The following is a 17,098-nucleotide window of genomic DNA, read 5'->3' as shown; positions in this document are numbered from 1 at the left end:
ATACATAATATTTTAAAAATTAAATGGAGGAAGTATGGATTACAATTTAATAAACACAGAATTATCTCAATTATTGAGAGAAACTTATCGTAAAACAGACGCTTTATTAGCACCAATTTCAGATAAATATGGATTGACTATAATGAAAGTTAAAACTTTATTTGAATTAGGAAAAAACGACGATTTAACTATTGGTGATATCGGAGTGTTAGTTGGTATGGCAGGAGGAAACATTTCTAACTTATGTAAAGCATTAGAAAAAGAAGGATATGTTTCAAGAAAAAGATCTGAAAAAGACGAAAGAATTGTTACTGTTCGTTTGACAGAAAAAGGCAAGAAAATTATCGAAAACATAGTTAACGAAATTTCTGAAAAATACAAAAAACAAATTAAATTAACTAACGAAGAATACAACAGTATTATTAAAAGCTTGAATTTATTGAACGAAAAATTGAACGTTGAATTAATGTAGTGGCACAATATGAAAGAAAATAAGCAATCTAAGAAAAAGATAATAATTTATTATCTTATAGCTATAGTTCTATATGCTGTGGTTGCCGGCTTACTTTTCCCTACTTTTTCAAAAACAAAAGAAGAAGAAGTACCTTATAATAAATTTGTCGAAATGCTCGATAAAGGAGAAGTTAAAGAGGTAAAAATATTAGACACTCATATCAATTTCAAAGCTAAGAATCAAAACAATGTTATATACAAAGCAGGTTTGATCAGAGACGAAAAATTAGTCGATCGTCTATTGAACAGCAAAGTTCAATTTTCAAGCGATATTCCTAGTAAATATGCTCCGCTATTATCAATTTTCTTGCAATTTGTTTTACCATTTATAATAATATTTGGTTTCTTGCAATTAGCAATGAGCCAAGCTACTAAAAAAATGGGCGGCAATGCATTACAATTTGGTAAGAGCAACGCAAAAATTTACGTTGAAAGTCAAACTGGAAAGAAATTTACAGATGTTGCCGGTCAAGAGGAAGCCAAGGATGCTTTGCTAGAAGTTGTAGATTTCTTGCACGATCCAAAAAGATACAACGAAATTGGTGCTGTGTTACCAAAAGGAGTTTTGTTAGTAGGGCCTCCTGGAACTGGTAAGACTTTGCTTGCACAAGCTGTTGCTGGTGAAGCAAAAGTTCCATTCTTTTCAATGAGTGGCTCAGAATTCGTTGAAATGTTTGTCGGATTGGGAGCCAGCAAGGTTCGTGATTTGTTCAAACAAGCAGCAGAAAAAGCTCCTTGTATTGTATTCATAGACGAAATCGATGCTATCGGTAAGAGACGTGATACTGCAGGAATTTCTGGTAATGATGAAAGAGAACAAACTCTTAACCAATTATTAAATGAAATGGACGGTTTCAGTGGAAATTCAGGAGTTGTTATATTAGCAGCTACTAATAGACCTGAAATTTTGGATCCAGCACTTACTAGACCTGGTAGATTCGACAGACAAATTCCTGTTGAACTTCCAGATTTACAAGGACGTATCGATATTCTTAAAGTTCACGCTCGTAAAATCAAAATCGAAAAAGATATGGATTACAAGGCAGTTGCTTTGATGACAGCAGGTACAAGTGGTGCTCAATTGGCAAACATAGTCAATGAAGCTGCACTAAGAGCTGTAAGAATGGGAGGAAATATCGTAACACAAGAAGATTTGATAGAGTCTGTTGAAGTTGTAATAGCCGGTCAACAAAGAAAAGGCACAGTTATAACTCCAAAAGAAAAAGAACTTATAGCTTATCACGAAGTAGGACACGCATTAGTTGCTGCAATGCAATCACATTCTGCTCCTGTTACTAAGATTACAATTATTCCTAGAACAAGCGGTGCGTTGGGCTACACAATGCAAGTAGATCAAGAAGAAAAATTCCTCATGAGTAAAGAAGAACTATTTAACATGATAGTCACATTAACAGGAGGAAGAAGTGCGGAAGAAGTTGTGTTTAACACAAGAACTACTGGCGCTTCAAATGATATAGAAAAAGCTACAAAAATCGCTCGTGCAATGGTCACTCAATATGGTATGACTGATGAGTTCGATATGATGAGTTTGGAAACTACAAATTCTAAATATCTTGGCGGCGGTAATACATTAGCTGCAAGTGATCACAAAGCAGGACAAATCGATAATAAAGTCGAATCGATTATAAAATCCGCTCACGAAAAAGCTAGAAACATTTTAACTGAGAACATCGATAAACTTCATGAAATTTCAAAATTCTTACTAGAAAAAGAAACTATAACTGGAGAAGAATTCATGGAAATTCTTAATCTTGAAGATGAAAAGAAACCTGAAACAGACGAAAATGCTGTTAAAAAAGAAGAAGTAGACGATACTACAGTTAGCGATTTATAAAAACAAAAACATTCTCTATTTTGAGTAATGCTCAAATTTAGAGAATGTTTTTTTGTTTGTAATTTATAAAGTTTCTATTTTCTTTGTAATATTTTCCAAATAATTTGTGTCAACATCACTTATTTTTCCAGTTTCAGTTAATTTTGAAATTTCTGGATTAATTGGAAGTTTACAAACTGTATCTATATTTTCTTCTTGTGCAATTTTATCAACAGTACTTGTTCCGAAAACTTCGATGTGTTTTCCACAATCAGGGCATTCCAAGTAACTCATATTTTCAACTAATCCTATTACTTTCTTTCCCATCATTTTTGCCATGTGCAATGCTTTTTTTACAATTATTTCTACAAGTCCTGATGGTGACATCGCAACAACTATACCTTTGATTGGTATTGATTGGAACACAGTCAATGGTACATCACCAGTTCCTGGTGGCATATCCACGAATAAATAATCTAAATCTCCCCAATTTACATCTTGATAAAATTGTTTAACAACTCCAGCGATTACAGGTCCTCTCCAAATTACTGCATCATCATCTTTTGGAAGCATCAAATTCATTGATATAACTTTAATTCCATTAGATGTTGTAACAGGATTGATGTGACCTTCAGAATCAGCTGTTGCCTTTTCAGTTAATCCAAAATATTTTGGTATAGATGGTCCCGTAATATCTCCATCCATGATACCAACTTTATATCCTTTTTTTGCCATTTCGTTTGCCAATAAACAAGTGACAAGGCTCTTTCCTACCCCACCTTTACCACTCACTATTCCAACGATGTTTTTTATATTACTTCCTGTGTTTGATTCAATCAAAAAATTAGGAACTTTTCTTTCTGTCATAATTTCACCCCATTAAAAATTATACCTAAATATTCTCACATAATTTATTAATGTGTCAAGTTTTTAAAGAAATTCTTAATTTTGTCGAATACAGTTATCCTTTTATTATCATTATTATCTGAATTTATAGTTTTATTAGAATGTGAGCTAATAACTCTATTATCATCTGATTGCAAATTTCTTTTTACGGAATTTTCTTTTGCAATATCTATTAGAATTTCTTGTGCGTTTTTATTTTCAGTATTTTCAACCTTAGAATATGATTTATCAGAATTTAGTTTTCTTATTTTCGTATCATCGGCAAACATTATATCCATAAAATTTAATATTCTGTGCTTAATGTAATCATCATAGATTGGAACTGCAACTTCCACTCTTTTTCTGATATTTCTAGTCATAAAATCTGCAGAAGAAATGTAAAGTTTACAGTTTTCGGCCTTACCAAATTGATAAATTCTATGATGTTCCAAAAACCTTCCAACAACTTGATAAACATTTATATTTTCAGTCTTATCTTTTATTCCTGGAACCAAACAGCAAATTCCTCTCACCATCAAATCAATCTTAACTCCCTTGCATGAAGCCTTGGATAATTTGTCGATAAGTTTTCTATCAGAAATCGAGTTCATTTTAATTCTTATATAACCATCTTCGGATACTTTTGCTTTTTCAATTTGCTCATCGATTAATTTATCTAGTCCAACTTGCATAGAATGAGGACTCACCATCAAATGCTTGTATTCACCATTCAAATTCCCCAACAAAAAATTATCGAAAAGTTCCTTCGCATCTTCACCTATTTCTTGTCTTGTTGTCATATAAGAAAAATCAGTGTAGAGTTTCGATGTTTTTTCGTTATAATTTCCCGTACCCACTTGTGTAATATAAGAAATCTTTTCATCTTTAATCTTGGTAATCAAACAAACTTTTGAATGGCACTTATAGTGATCAAATCCATATATTATTCTACAACCAGCATTTTCTAATCTCGATGACCACAAAATATTATTTTCTTCATCAAATCTAGCTCTCAATTCCATAAGAACCACAACCTCTTTGCCATTCTCAGCGGCTTTTATCAAGGCTTTAGTGATTTCAGAATCTTTAGCCAATCTATAAATTGTAATCTTGATGGAAACTACCGACTCATCTTCTGCAGCCTCATTCAAAAGTCTAATAAATGGATCAATTGATTCATAAGGAAATGATAGGAACAAATCTTTATCGTAAACTTGTTCTATAACTGATTTTTCTTTTGAAATCATCGAAGATTCTTGTGGAGAAAAATCCTCATAAGTATACTTTTTAATTACATTCTTTGGCATATCATACACTAAATCAAACAAAAATCCACATCTCATAGGACTTTTAGTTACAAACATACGATGCTCTGTCAAATTCAGGTTTTTCAACAAGAATTCCCTTGTTTCTTCATTAGGATATTCGTTGATTTCAAGTCTTACAGGTCTAAGTCTTTTTCTGAGTTTAATCATCTTTTTCATGTATGATCTGTAATCATCATCAAATTCCAAATCCTCATCGTCATATTCTATATCTGCATTTCGAGTTACAGACAATATGTACTTTGATGTACAATCGTAGTTATCAAATATTTCTTGACCAAATTCTCTAATGATATCTTCAATAAGCACAACTTTTGTGTCAGATAATTTTACATATCTTTTTATTTTATCAGGAAGTTGAATAAGCCCCATAAAATGCTTTTTGTTTTTTGATTGAGATGTTAATTGAAATAAAACCACAATTGCAAGGTTTGGAATTTGTGGAAAAGGATGAACTCTATCTACTATTTGAAAACTCAATATAGGAGCAATGGTAGAGTTAAAATAATAATAAACAAGTCTTTTTTCCTTATCATCTAATTCATTAACTCTACAAATAGTTACATTTTCTTCTTGTAAATCTTGCTTCAAATCCTCATACACAGTATCTTTTTTCTCATACAACCTTTTAGATTCATCCATAATGCAATCAATCTGTTCTTGGGTGCTCATAAGAGTTTTGTTGTCAATGACCTTTTTTTTCATATCATTGATATCTGTTAGACTTCCAACTCTTACCATGAAAAATTCTTCAAAATTAGTATCAAATATAGAAAAAAACTTAACTCTTTCAAATAATTCTACACTTTTATCTGCTGCTTCCTCAAGCACTCTTTCATTAAATTTTAACCATGATAATTCCCTATTTTGGGTGAATGAAATATCGTTCATTTTATCCCCTTTCTAATATCTTATTGTAGACGAATCCTTCTCTAATACCAGTCATACTAACTCTTATAATGTCTGCGTAGAAATATTTTGCAATTCTATACAAAATTATCATTCCTGGAATCAATGTGTGGATTCTATCTGCTTTAACTTTTAAAATCAATTTCATCTTTGCTCTGTTTTCCATATTTATAAGTGTATTAATAAGGTTTTTCAAACCATCCATAGTAATAATTACATTACCAGCTTCCTTGTCATAATATTCGTTGTAAAGTTTAAGGCATGCTCTGGCACTTCCACCTACAGCACACACAAGATCGTGTTGAACTCTGTTGAGATTATTTGAAGCAATCATTAATTTTATATCATCTTCCAATAATTTTTTCTCATCTTTAGTAATGAATAATCCTCTTGCAAAATTATCAAAAGCAACTAGTGAACCTATATTCAAACTAGAAGTCTTCACAACTTTTCCCTGCTCAAATACTACAATCTCACTACTTCCACCACCTATATCCGTCAATATGCCGCTTTGAGAATCTATTCCAGATCCTAAAAAAGATAACTTTGCTTCCTCTTCTCCACTTATAAGTTCAATGTCTATTCCCACTTCTGTTCGAACTCTTTCAATAATTTCTCGTCTATTACAAGAATTTCTAATGGATGCAGTAGCGATTGCATATGTTTTTGAAATATCTTCAAAATTTGAAATCAAATTCTTAAATTCTTTTAGTGTATTAATCAACTTTTGAATCCCATGTTCGTTCATCATTCCTTTTTCTATGAATGACGCAAGTGATGCACTTGATTTTTCATTAAAAAGATTCTTAACTTCATCTCCTATAACTTTATAAACCGATAATCTAATTGTATTCGATCCTATATCAATAACAGCATAAATCATAAAAACACCTCTTTAATATAATTTTACTATATTTTATCAGTTAAATTGTCAAATTTACAATAATTTTTCGTTAAATTTACATTATTTTTACAGAATATGTCAAATTTTTGTTAAATGTGTTTATAATTTAAATCATACGGGTATAAATAAATTGTAATAAATTAGAATACTTTAAGGAGGTATTATGTATGGGAATTATTTCATGGATTATAGTAGGAGCATTAGCAGGATGGATAGGATCTAAAATTACTGGCAACGATGCAAACATGGGAGCAGGTGCTAACATCCTATGCGGAATTGTCGGAGCTACAATCGGTGGCTGGGTAATGAGTATTATCGGAAAAAGCGGAGTAAATGGATTCAACCTTTACAGCATTTTAGTTGCAATTTTAGGTTCAGTAATCTTACTATCTATTATTAACAAAATTAAAAAGAAATAATCAATTTGATTTTATGTAGTATGTCTTTTTCGACATACTACTTTTTTGTTGAAAAATTTTATTGAAAATCATCAATTTTCTTTCAAATTTATCATCAAAAATCTACAATTATAAATAATGTAAAAATTTGACAAATATTAATTATCATATTATAATTTAACAATATGATATGGAGAGTTGTCCGAGTTGGCCGAAGGAGCATGATTGGAAATCATGTAAACATTAACGTGTTTCAAGGGTTCGAATCCCTTACTCTCCGCCATGCACTAGATGGGGAATTAGCGATGCCCTGTTACCTGCAATCGCTACAGCAGGATCGAATTCCCGAGCGAGGGATTAAAAGTGTTGGTATGAACTTAAAAAGTGGTGTTGAGAAGTGGGTCTCACGCAACAGGAACCTGTGAACCTGGTCAGGATCGGAAGGTAGCAGCCATAAGCAGTCATTCCTGTGTGATGTGAGGGTGCCTATTTTGAGCTAACTAGTAGGGATCGCCTCCGCTTTTTCTAACAGACTCGGGTGTGCTTACATATTTACCAGACTTTTATGGTATTTTTTTTTTGCAATTTTTTAATTTATTTATGGTTTCAAATCCTGATTTTTAAATAATTTCTATTAATTTTATATGCATTTTCCCTATTAAATTTATATTACTTTCCAATAAATCAAATTCAAGTTTTCATGAATCGTATTTAAAATGCTTTTAACCAAATAAAAAGCACCACTTTCGTGATGCTTTTTATCTCTTATAAATAAATCTTGACTTATTTTATAATGAACCTTCTTTACCATTTGTTTCATAATGTAAAGTCATATTCTTAACGTGTTTATGAAGCATAATGATAGCGATAATGTTTGGTATAACCATTAGTGAGTTTGTTAAGTCAGCTGTGTTCCATACTAAGTCTACTTCTTGTAAAGAACCTGCAATGATACATAACAATACTAAAATTCTGTATGGCCACAAACCTTTATGACCGAATAAGAATCTGATGTTTGTTTCACCGAAGTAGTACCAACCAACGATTGTTGTAAATGCGAAGAATCCTAATGCAACCGCAAGTAAAATTGTACCAGTAGGTCCAAAAGCTCTAGTAAAAGCTTCTTGAGTAACTAATGCACCATTAAGACTTTTATCTGTCCAAGCTTCTGTAACTAAAATCATTAATGCTGTTACTGTACAAATAACTATTGTATCGATGAATACACCAACCATAGCTGTGTAACCTTGTAATACAGGGTGAGCTACATTAGCTGTAGCGTGAGCGTGTGGTGTAGAACCCATACCAGCTTCGTTAGAGAATAATCCTCTACCAACACCTTTAGCTGCTGCCATTTTAATTGTAATACCTAATGCACCACCAAGAGCTGCTTCTGGATTGAAAGCTGCTTCAAAGATAAGTTTGAATGCTGGAATAATGTGAGAGTGGAATTTAACCATCATTATAATTGCAGCTATTATATAAACTAATGCCATGAAAGGAACTACCAATTGAGCAAAGTTCGCAATTCTCTTAATACCACCGATGAATACTCCACCAGCTAATACTGCAACTACAATACCTACAATAATAGGATTAAGTTTACCACCAGTAGCTGCTACAACACTTGTTGCAATTGAGTTTGATTGAACTATGTTACCTACGAATCCTAATGCAATTACGATTAAAATTGCAAATGCTGTTGACATTACTTTTGCTAATCCAGGATGTTTTGGTCCAATACCATTTTTAATATAATATGCAGGACCTCCGACGAAGTTGCCTTCATCGTCTTTTTCTCTAAATTTTTGTGCTAAAACTGCTTCGGCGTAGATTGTAGCCATACCTAGTATTGCTGCTAACCACATCCAGAATATTGCTCCTGGACCACCTGCCATGATAGCTGTTGCAACCCCTGCAACGTTTCCAGTACCTACTTGAGCTGCTATAGCTACTGCTAATGCTTGGAAAGAAGATACTCCTTCTTCCTCAGATTTCTTTTCTTTTGAGAAAACTCCTCCAAAAGTTTGTTTAAATGCTGCGCCTAATTTTCTAAATTGAACACCTTTTGAATAGATTGTGTAGAAAATACCGCAACCTAAAAGTGCAATTAATAAAATATTATTACTTAGAAAACTGTTAATGGCCACTATGGTATCGTTCAATACTTTTTGATCCATAATATTTCCTCCTTAAATTTTTTGAGATACTTGAAAACCTTTATTGTGATTAAAATATGATACAACAAATCTTCTCTCAAATTTGTTTATGTCAAGCATTTTTTGTTTTATATCCTGGATTATTAAATAAAATTAATGCGAATGCTTGACTTAAGTAACTCTAACCAAATCACTTATGAAAATCTTTTCATATCTCTTACTATTATTATACTATGTTTTTTTTAAAAATCAACAACTTTACTAAAATTTTTGTTATTTTACAAATATTTTTCGTTTTATTGTAAACTAATTGCTATATTACACTAATGTTTGAATTGTTACATTTTTGTCATAATTAGTTTTTTCTTCCAAAAAACTGCTTAATAGTGATTTTTTTGATTATTTGTGATATTATTATTTATAGAGTTCTTACTCAAAAGAAATTTTAAGGAGTGAATTTACATGTATGATTTAATTATTATTGGTGCTGGCCCTGCTGGTTTATCAGCTGGTTTATACGCTGCACGTGCTAAGATGAACACATTGATAGTTGAAAAAGAAAAAACTGGTGGTCAAATCACTACTACTGATTCTATTGAAAACTATCCAGGTGGAATCGTTGGAGAATCTGGTCCAAGCTTAATCAAAAAAATGGCTGACCAAATCGACAACTTCGGTCTTGAAATTAGAAGAGCAGATGTTGTAGACGTTGACTTTTCAGACAAAGTTAAAAAACTTACATTAAAAAATGGAGATGTATTAGAAGCTAAAGCTGTTATTATTGCAACTGGTGCTGCTCCAAGAAAATTAGGATGCCCTGGTGAAAAAGAATTCACTGGTAAAGGTGTATCTTACTGCGCAACTTGCGACGCAGATTTCTTTACTGACTTAGAAGTATTCGTTGTTGGTAGTGGTAACTCTGCTGTTGAAGAAGCTACTTACTTAACAAAATTCGCTAGAAAAGTTACTCTTTTAGTTAGAGGCGATCACTTAAAATGTGATAAGACTGCTGAAGATGAAGCAAAAGCTTGCGATAACTTATCAATGAGATTCAACACTTCTATTAAAGAAATTAAAGGTGAAGGAATCTTGGAATCAATCGTTATGGTTGACAAAGAATCTGGAAAAGAAGAAGAATATCACTGTGACGAAGATGACGGAACAATGGGTGTATTCGTATTCGTAGGTACTATTCCTTACTCTGATGTATTCAAAGGCAAGATTGAATTAGACGAATATGGATATATTTTAGGCGATGAAGAAATGCATACTAACGTTGAAGGCGTTTATGTAGCTGGTGATGTTAGACAAAAAACTTTACGTCAAGTAGTTACTGCTGCAGCTGACGGTGCTATCGCTGCTACTCAAGCTGAAAAATACGTAGATAAATTCTAATTTTCATTTATTGAGATTTTCTATAAAAGAATTGCAAATTTCCACTGTGAAATTTGCAATTTTTTTTAATTATGATATTATAATGATGTCAACGAACGATAGGCGTTCGATTGTGGTAATTTCATTCTTTTGAGGGAATGAAAAATAAAATTTTTAATTAAAGAAAGGATGTATTATGGGTTTTTTAGAAAATAAAAAAGTTATAATCATTGGAGACCGTGATGGAATTCCAGGTCTTGCAATTGAAACATGTGTAAACACTGTTCCTAACACAGAAGTAATCTTCTCAAGTACTGAATGCTTTGTCTGAACTAGCGCAGGAGCTATGGACTTAGAAAACCAAAAGAGAGTTAAAGACTTCGCTGAACAATACGGAGCTGAAAACATCGTGGTTCTTCTAGGTGCCGCAGAAGCTGAAGCTGCAGGTCTTGCAGCTGAAACAGTAACAGCAGGTGACCCAACATTCGCAGGCCCATTAGCAGGCGTTGAACTTGGATTGTTAGTTTACCATGTTGTAGAAGAAGAATGTAAAGAACAATTTGATGCTGACGTTTATGATGAACAAGTTGGTATGATGGAAATGGTTCTTGACGTTGATGAAATCGCTGAAGAAATGAATGATATCAGAAGCGAATATTGTAAATTTTTATAAAATCTAACATTTCACTTGAAAGTGAATATTCTTCTTATTATTATTTAAAAAGAAAACAGCCTTTAATTAGGCTGTTTTTTTCTTGATTTTTTAACTTCGGGTTAAATTATATTGTTATTTATTTATCTGATTAATAGTAAATTTTTATAAATGAACATATAAAAAAGTCAGCGAATAATTCGCCGACTTAAATTAATTTTCATATTCAATATTGTTTCTCTTAGCGCCATCTAGGTTTTGTTTTTTTGCTCTACCTGATGCACTTCTAATTATCATCCATGCTAATAATACCATTCCGATATAACCATTAACTACATAAACTACATTTACTAATGAGTCAAATTTTAATGTCAATCCGATAATTGCTCCAATAATTCCAGCAATTAACGTAAATAGTTTGTATTTTTTAGTTCCTTCTTTAAAGAATCTTCCAGTTACAGTCCATAATAATGGAACAGATGTCGTGAATATTCCAAGCATGATAAAAATCGAGAAAACTGTTGCTAATACTGGATGTATTTTTCCTGCCAAAATCAACACAGGAATTTGTGAATTGTACAAATCAGGAATTGATAATATGATAGCGATACTCATGATAAATATTGCAACAGAAAATCCTGTAGCACCTACATAAACACCAGCTTGAGCATCTTTCAAGCTTTTTGCTTTATTACCAACTTCAGCCAAGAAAGCAACCAACCATATCATGTTAAATCCAACATAAGATCCAGCTGCCAAGAAGAAATTCTTGCTTGCCACTTTAACTTGACCGCCTTTTACTAATTGGTCCATTAGAGCCAAGCTTGATTGCAACTTGTCCATGTTCATTATAATTGAAATAATCCCAATAACTATCGCCATTATTGCTATTACTGGTCCAATTTTACCGATAACATCTACAATTTTGCCTAAACCAAGCATTACAACAGTAATACAAATTGCAGCCATAATAGCGCCACCAACATATTTTGGAGCGTTAAAATGTTGAACTGCTGTTGCTTGCGCACCAGCAATCATAACTGTGTAAGATAAGAAAATAAAAAATACTGCGTAATAGTCAAAAATAGTACCTATCTTATTTCCACACATCAACTTGTAAATATCATTTGGTTTTTCAAATTTTTGATAATAACCATCATTCAAAAATGATAATCCTGCAAACGTAAACAATCCGAAACAAATCATAATTCCGATTAATCCATATAATCTATACGAAGAAAAGAATTGTAAAATTTCTTGGCCCGTTGCAAATCCAGATCCAATAAGTAAAGCGATAAACGCTCCTGCATAGGTGATTACCTGACCTATGTTATATTTTTGTTTCATAAATTACCTCCTATTGATTTTTCTTCCGATTGATATTATAAGTGTATCGTTTTCCAAAAAATGCAAAGAGTTAAATATAAATTAACCTAATATTTTTACATTAAAATAGTAAACAATAAAAAAACAAGGATTAAATCCTGTTTAGTCATTATAACATATTTAATCTCAATTTGTAAATTTTTTCCTACAATTTTTCTAAAATTTTTGTTCAATAAATCAAAAATCCCGAATTATCAATTCGGGATTTTCATATAAGATTTTTATAATAATATTCAGTTAAATCACATTGGCATTTTTTTCAAAATAGTATTGAGTTTAATCACTTTTACAATTCTTTCAAAATCTTTTTCAAAAATACATCTTAAATCCATGAAGAATGTATCATCGTGAACCGTTCCTATAATGTGATCCTTTGATAATCTGAGACCTCTTTCAAATTCAGACACCTTCATATCTGGTTTTATAGCAATTGAATATGAATCTAATTTATCTAACGGATATGCCCCGCCTCCCACTTCGCTTTGCGATTCAACAATTTCCATATTCAAATCTACTTCTTTTTCAATCATAGACTTTAGTTTTTCTGCTTTTCGAAGAATTTCTTCTTTTGGCATAGATATCATCTTCAAAGTAGGAATATTTGCAATTGCTTTTTCTTCATCTAAGTAAAATTTGAGTGTTTCTTCCAATGCTCCTAATGTAAACTTGTCAACTCTGAATGCTCTTAATAATTGATTTTTCTTAATCTTAGATATCAATTCTTTCTTACCTACAATAATTCCAGCTTGTGGACCACCTAAAATCTTGTCACCAGAGAATGATACCAAATCAATTCCTTCATTAATACAGTCTTTGACAGTTCTTTCGTAGCTTAGACCAAACTTTGACAAATCTATTAAAGAACCAGAACCCAAATCTTCTATTAAATGTATTCCTTTTTCATCACACAATTGCCTCAATTCATCTCCACTTACACTTTCACTAAATCCTACTACAGAATAATTTGAAGTGTGAACCTTCATAATAAGAGCAGTTTCTTCATTAATATTATCTTCATAATCGTACATGTGCGTTTTGTTCGTTGAACCAACTTCTACTAACTTCGCTCCAGATTTTTCCATAATGGAAGATATTCTAAAAGATCCTCCAACTTCTACCAATTCTCCCCTACTTATAATAGCTTCTTTGTTTTGAGCCAAAGTATTTAGAGTAAGAAAAACTGCCGACGCATTGTTATTTACTACTACAGCATCTTCAGCTTTTGTAATTCTTTTCAAAAGTTCTACAGCATGGACATATCTTGAGCCTCTTTTCCCTTCATCTAAGTCATATTCTAAGTTAGAATAATTCCCAGCAATTTTGCATAAGTTATCGACTACTTTTTCATTTAATAATGATCTACCAAGGTTTGTATGTAAAATAACTCCTGTTGCATTTATTACAGGCTTCAATGATGGCGAGAAGTTTTTGTCCATCAATTCAAATGCCTTGTCAATAACATCTTTGTTATAAAAGTCAAACTCTTCTTTATTTAATATTCTATTTCTAAAAAATTCTATTGATTCTCTTACTGAATCTTTTATTAAACTTTCAGGATATTCTTCGTACGCTTGTAAAATTTCTTCCGATTCTAAAATTTCTGAAACTTGTGGAAGTTTCTTAAACATTTCTTTTAAATCAATTCCCATTTTTATTTGCCTCCATTTTCTTCTATATAATATATACGTATTTGACATTAACTTATGAGTAAATTATAATATAAGAGCAGAGAATTGTCTATCATATAAGGATTGTATTGTAGTAATCACTTTTTAAATTAGAAAATAATTCCAGTTTTTTATTTACAGATTTATGTTTCTGTTTTAACAAATTAAATTTTATATATTAAAGGAATTTGTGATTTTTTATGAGCGGTTATTATGATTTTCTATATATGATTACTTTTGTGTGATTTTGTTATATAATAATACTGAGCTTGAAAGATAGCTAATAACGAATCAAAAGACAGGTAGGGTAAAAGATGTTATTAATCACAAACAATGAATATTTTAAAGATGCTATCAAAAGATCTGATATAAAAGTTGAATACATGGATATCGACTATATCGGGATTTTGAAAAAAGCACGCGATTTAATTCATCAAAATTATCGCCTAGTAACTCACCCACTTTACGGATCAGTAAAACCAAATGAAACAGTTTTTAGATCTGTTATATTAGAAAAGGGTGACAAATTTGATACGGACTCTTTGATGATGATTGAAGAATGTATCAATACTGCAACTAAGTTTATGAATATTTCTAAGCCAAAGCGTTGGCCAGCTGAAATCCTTGATGATTTCAGAGTTGTTGATTTTGACATTATTAGTCAAACTTTGGATAGAATATTAATATAAAAATTTTAGGAGGCATTTGAAATGTTAGAATTAGACAAGAAAACTTTTGAACCAGAAGTATTAGAAGCTGAAGGATTAGTATTCGTAGACTTCTGGAGTGACGGTTGTGAACCATGTAAGGCACTTATGCCAGGCGTTCATGAATTAGCTGAAAAATACGGTGACAAAATTAAATTCTGTTCACTAAACATTACTTCAGCAAGAAGAGTTGCTATCAAACAACAAGTATTAGGATTACCAACTATGTTAATGTACAAAGACGGTCAAAAAATTGATGAAATCAATAAAGATGACGCTAATTTGGAAAACATAGAAGCTATGATCCAAAAACACTACAACTAATCTTAAGCTAGATTAAAAGATTAAAGTAGAAGTAAATTAGGTTAAAACTCATTAGGGGTCACTCCCCTATTGAGTTTAAATAAAAAATTATTATAGGAGGTTAAGATATGCGTCTTGAATTAGGTAAGATTTTTATTAAAGACATCATCTTTGATGAAGGTGAGTCAAGAATCGAAGACCACATTTTGTATCTTAATAAGAAAGAATTAGCAGATGTATCAGGTGTAGCTGATGACGAACACTTAGAATCAATTGATTTTGATATCGCTCATCCAGGTGAAAGCACTCGTATAACACCAGTAAAGGATGTTAACGAACCAAGAGTTAAAGTTGAAGGTGGAGAAATATTCCCAGGAATATTAAACAAAGTTGATCCTGTTGGTTCAGGTAAAACTATCGCTCTTAAAGACATTGCTGTTGTTACAACAGGTAAAATCGTAGGATTCCAAGAAGGTATCATCGACATGTCAGGTTTAGGTGCTGAATACACTCCATTCTCTAAGACAGTTAACTTAGTAGTAACTATCGAACCAGTTGAAGGTGTTAAACAACACAATCACGAAGCTGGCGTTAGAATGGCTGGTTTAAGAATCACTGATTTCATCGGTAGATTAGCAAAAGATTTAGAAGCAGATGAATGGGAAACATTCGAAACTCTTCCAATCTTAGAACAAGTTAAACAATATCCAGAATTACCAAAAGTTGTATATGTTTACATGTTACAAACTCAAGGTTTATTACACGACACTTATGTTTATGGAGTTGACGCTAAGAAAATTATTCCAACTTTCTTATACCCAACTGAAATCATGGACGGAGCTATTTGTTCAGGTAACTGTGTAAGTGCTTGTGACAAAAACCCAACTTACGTTCACCTAAACAATGGTGTAATCAGAGAATTATACAAAGAACACGGTAAATCAATCAACTTCTTAGGAGTTGTAATTACTAACGAAAATGTATACTTGATGGATAAGATCAGACACTCTGACATGACTGCAAAACTTTGTGAATTCTTAGGAGCTGACGCTGCTATCGTATCACAAGAAGGTTTCGGTAACCCAGATACTGACTTAATCATGAACTGTAAGAAGATTGAAGGTAAAGGAATCAAGACTGTTATCATCACTGATGAATATGCAGGACGTGACGGTGCTTCTCAATCATTAGCAGACGCTGACCCAGCTGCAAACGCAGTAGTAACTGGTGGTAATGCTAACCAATTCATCACTTTACCAAAGATGGACAAAGTAATTGGTCACATCCAATTCGTTGACACAATCGCTGGTGGATCTGATGGAGCATTAAAAGATGACGGTACTATCGAAGTAGAAATCCAAGCAATTACTGGTGCTACTAACGAAACTGGATTCAACAGATTAACAGCAAAAACTTATTAATTAATAAAAAAGATTTATTCAAAAATATAAACAAAATATAAACTTAAGAAAGGATAGTTATGGGATTTTTAGAAAATAAAAAAGTTATCATAATTGGAGACCGTGATGGAATTCCAGGTCTTGCAATTGAAACATGTGTAAACACAGTTCCTAACACAGAAGTAATTTTCTCATCTACAGAATGTTTCGTCTGAACTAGTGCAGGAGCTATGGACTTAGAAAACCAAAAGAGAGTTAAAGACTTCGCTGAACAATACGGAGCTGAAAACGTAGTGGTTCTTCTAGGTGCCGCAGAAGCTGAAGCTGCAGGTCTTGCAGCTGAAACAGTAACAGCAGGTGACCCAACATTCGCAGGCCCATTAGCAGGCGTTGAACTTGGATTGTTAGTTTACCATGTTGTAGAAGAAGAATGTAAAGAACAATTCGATGCTGACGTTTATGATGAACAAGTTGGTATGATGGAAATGGTTCTTGACGTTGATGAAATCGCTGAAGAAATGAACGATATCAGAAGCGATTATTGTAAATTTTTATAAAGAAAGACTAACTATTAAAAGTCAAGAGGTAAAATGCTAAAAATATAAGAATTGATATTGATAAAAACTGAATAAAAATAAGCATGAAAAAATACCCTAGAGTTTAAGAATTTAAAAATAGGGTT

15 protein-coding genes, 1 tRNA gene and 1 other RNA gene are annotated in these 17,098 nt (G+C 32.1%); 11 read left to right on the top strand and 6 right to left on the bottom strand.

Translation table 11 applies throughout. The annotated features are described in order from the left end of the window. Positions 1-34 precede the first annotated feature (34 nt). Together ACU68Y_RS05420 and ftsH are read left to right on the top strand one after the other, a co-directional pair. Positions 35-472: a MarR family winged helix-turn-helix transcriptional regulator gene (locus ACU68Y_RS05420; protein WP_060790100.1), complete on the top strand. Its 438-nt coding sequence runs from the start codon at positions 35-37 to the stop codon at positions 470-472. 9 nt (positions 473-481) lie between these two features. Beyond that, on the top strand, positions 482-2,368 hold the full coding sequence (ftsH, locus tag ACU68Y_RS05415; protein WP_446755323.1) for an ATP-dependent zinc metalloprotease FtsH: 1,887 nt from the start codon (positions 482-484) through the stop codon (positions 2,366-2,368). 63 nt (positions 2,369-2,431) lie between these two features. Here ftsH and ACU68Y_RS05410 read toward each other — a convergent pair whose 3' ends face one another. The 3 genes from ACU68Y_RS05410 to ACU68Y_RS05400 are packed head-to-tail and all read right to left on the bottom strand — an operon-like array spanning position 2,432 to position 6,349. Beyond that, entirely contained in the window at positions 2,432-3,214 is a 783-nt protein-coding gene (locus ACU68Y_RS05410; protein ID WP_002838559.1) for an Mrp/NBP35 family ATP-binding protein, read from the bottom strand. A gap of 47 nt (positions 3,215-3,261) precedes the next feature. Then, complete coding sequence (locus ACU68Y_RS05405; protein WP_316449165.1) at positions 3,262-5,448, bottom strand: RNA degradosome polyphosphate kinase; 2,187 nt, start codon at positions 5,446-5,448, stop codon at positions 3,262-3,264. Between the two features lies 1 nt (position 5,449). After that, positions 5,450-6,349, bottom strand: coding sequence for a Ppx/GppA phosphatase family protein (locus ACU68Y_RS05400; protein WP_002841399.1), 900 nt, complete (start codon positions 6,347-6,349; stop codon positions 5,450-5,452). A gap of 188 nt (positions 6,350-6,537) precedes the next feature. On the opposite strand from ACU68Y_RS05400, the gene ACU68Y_RS05395 reads away from it, so the two are divergent. From ACU68Y_RS05395 to ffs, 3 genes are all read left to right on the top strand, one after another. Beyond that, the gene (locus ACU68Y_RS05395) at positions 6,538-6,789 is read left to right on the top strand and encodes a GlsB/YeaQ/YmgE family stress response membrane protein (RefSeq protein WP_002837517.1); all 252 of its coding nucleotides are present in this window, start codon (positions 6,538-6,540) and stop codon (positions 6,787-6,789) included. A gap of 171 nt (positions 6,790-6,960) precedes the next feature. Beyond that, positions 6,961-7,051 (top strand) — tRNA-Ser (locus ACU68Y_RS05390). Next, positions 7,051-7,314: signal recognition particle sRNA large type (ffs, locus tag ACU68Y_RS05385), an RNA gene on the top strand. Before ACU68Y_RS05390 ends, ffs begins: the two co-directional genes overlap by 1 nt. Positions 7,315-7,556: 242 nt before the next feature. Here the strand turns inward: ffs and ACU68Y_RS05380 are convergent. Continuing rightward, complete coding sequence (locus tag ACU68Y_RS05380; protein ID WP_002841417.1) at positions 7,557-8,948, bottom strand: alanine/glycine:cation symporter family protein; 1,392 nt, start codon at positions 8,946-8,948, stop codon at positions 7,557-7,559. A 441-nt stretch (positions 8,949-9,389) separates the two neighbouring features. On the opposite strand from ACU68Y_RS05380, the gene trxB reads away from it, so the two are divergent. Then, entirely contained in the window at positions 9,390-10,322 is a 933-nt protein-coding gene (trxB, locus tag ACU68Y_RS05375) for a thioredoxin-disulfide reductase (protein ID WP_002837510.1), read from the top strand. Positions 10,323-10,497: 175 nt separating this feature from the next. Continuing rightward, positions 10,498-10,974 carry a glycine/sarcosine/betaine reductase complex selenoprotein A gene (gene grdA, locus ACU68Y_RS05370; RefSeq protein ID WP_080503388.1) on the top strand — a complete coding sequence of 159 codons (477 nt, stop codon included), beginning with the start codon at positions 10,498-10,500 and terminating at the stop codon, positions 10,972-10,974. 192 nt (positions 10,975-11,166) lie between these two features. Here grdA (ACU68Y_RS05370) and ACU68Y_RS05365 read toward each other — a convergent pair whose 3' ends face one another. Next, entirely contained in the window at positions 11,167-12,300 is a 1,134-nt protein-coding gene (locus ACU68Y_RS05365; protein WP_304151534.1) for a YkvI family membrane protein, read from the bottom strand. A gap of 281 nt (positions 12,301-12,581) precedes the next feature. Beyond that, positions 12,582-13,988: an L-seryl-tRNA(Sec) selenium transferase gene (selA, locus tag ACU68Y_RS05360; RefSeq protein WP_035111905.1), complete on the bottom strand. Its 1,407-nt coding sequence runs from the start codon at positions 13,986-13,988 to the stop codon at positions 12,582-12,584. Positions 13,989-14,320: 332 nt separating this feature from the next. On the opposite strand from selA, the gene ACU68Y_RS05355 reads away from it, so the two are divergent. From ACU68Y_RS05355 to grdA (ACU68Y_RS05340), 4 genes are all read left to right on the top strand, one after another. Next, positions 14,321-14,695, top strand: a complete 375-nt coding sequence (locus tag ACU68Y_RS05355; RefSeq protein WP_002837523.1) for a GrdX family protein — start codon at positions 14,321-14,323, stop codon at positions 14,693-14,695. Between the two features lie 21 nt (positions 14,696-14,716). Beyond that, entirely contained in the window at positions 14,717-15,037 is a 321-nt protein-coding gene (gene trxA, locus ACU68Y_RS05350; protein ID WP_002835444.1) for a thioredoxin TrxA, read from the top strand. A 107-nt stretch (positions 15,038-15,144) separates the two neighbouring features. Next, a complete protein-coding gene (locus ACU68Y_RS05345; RefSeq protein ID WP_002837524.1) occupies positions 15,145-16,437 on the top strand; it encodes a glycine/sarcosine/betaine reductase component B subunit in 1,293 nt (430 codons plus the stop codon). Positions 16,438-16,496: 59 nt separating this feature from the next. Next, positions 16,497-16,973, top strand: coding sequence for a glycine/sarcosine/betaine reductase complex selenoprotein A (gene grdA, locus ACU68Y_RS05340; protein WP_080545251.1), 477 nt, complete (start codon positions 16,497-16,499; stop codon positions 16,971-16,973). The last annotated feature ends 125 nt before the right edge of the window (positions 16,974-17,098 follow it).

The sequence above is a fragment of the Finegoldia sp. P1-F-LS genome, from assembly GCF_052932205.1.
Note: the sequence above shows the minus strand (reverse complement) of the source record. Positions and strands in the feature narration are given on the sequence as shown.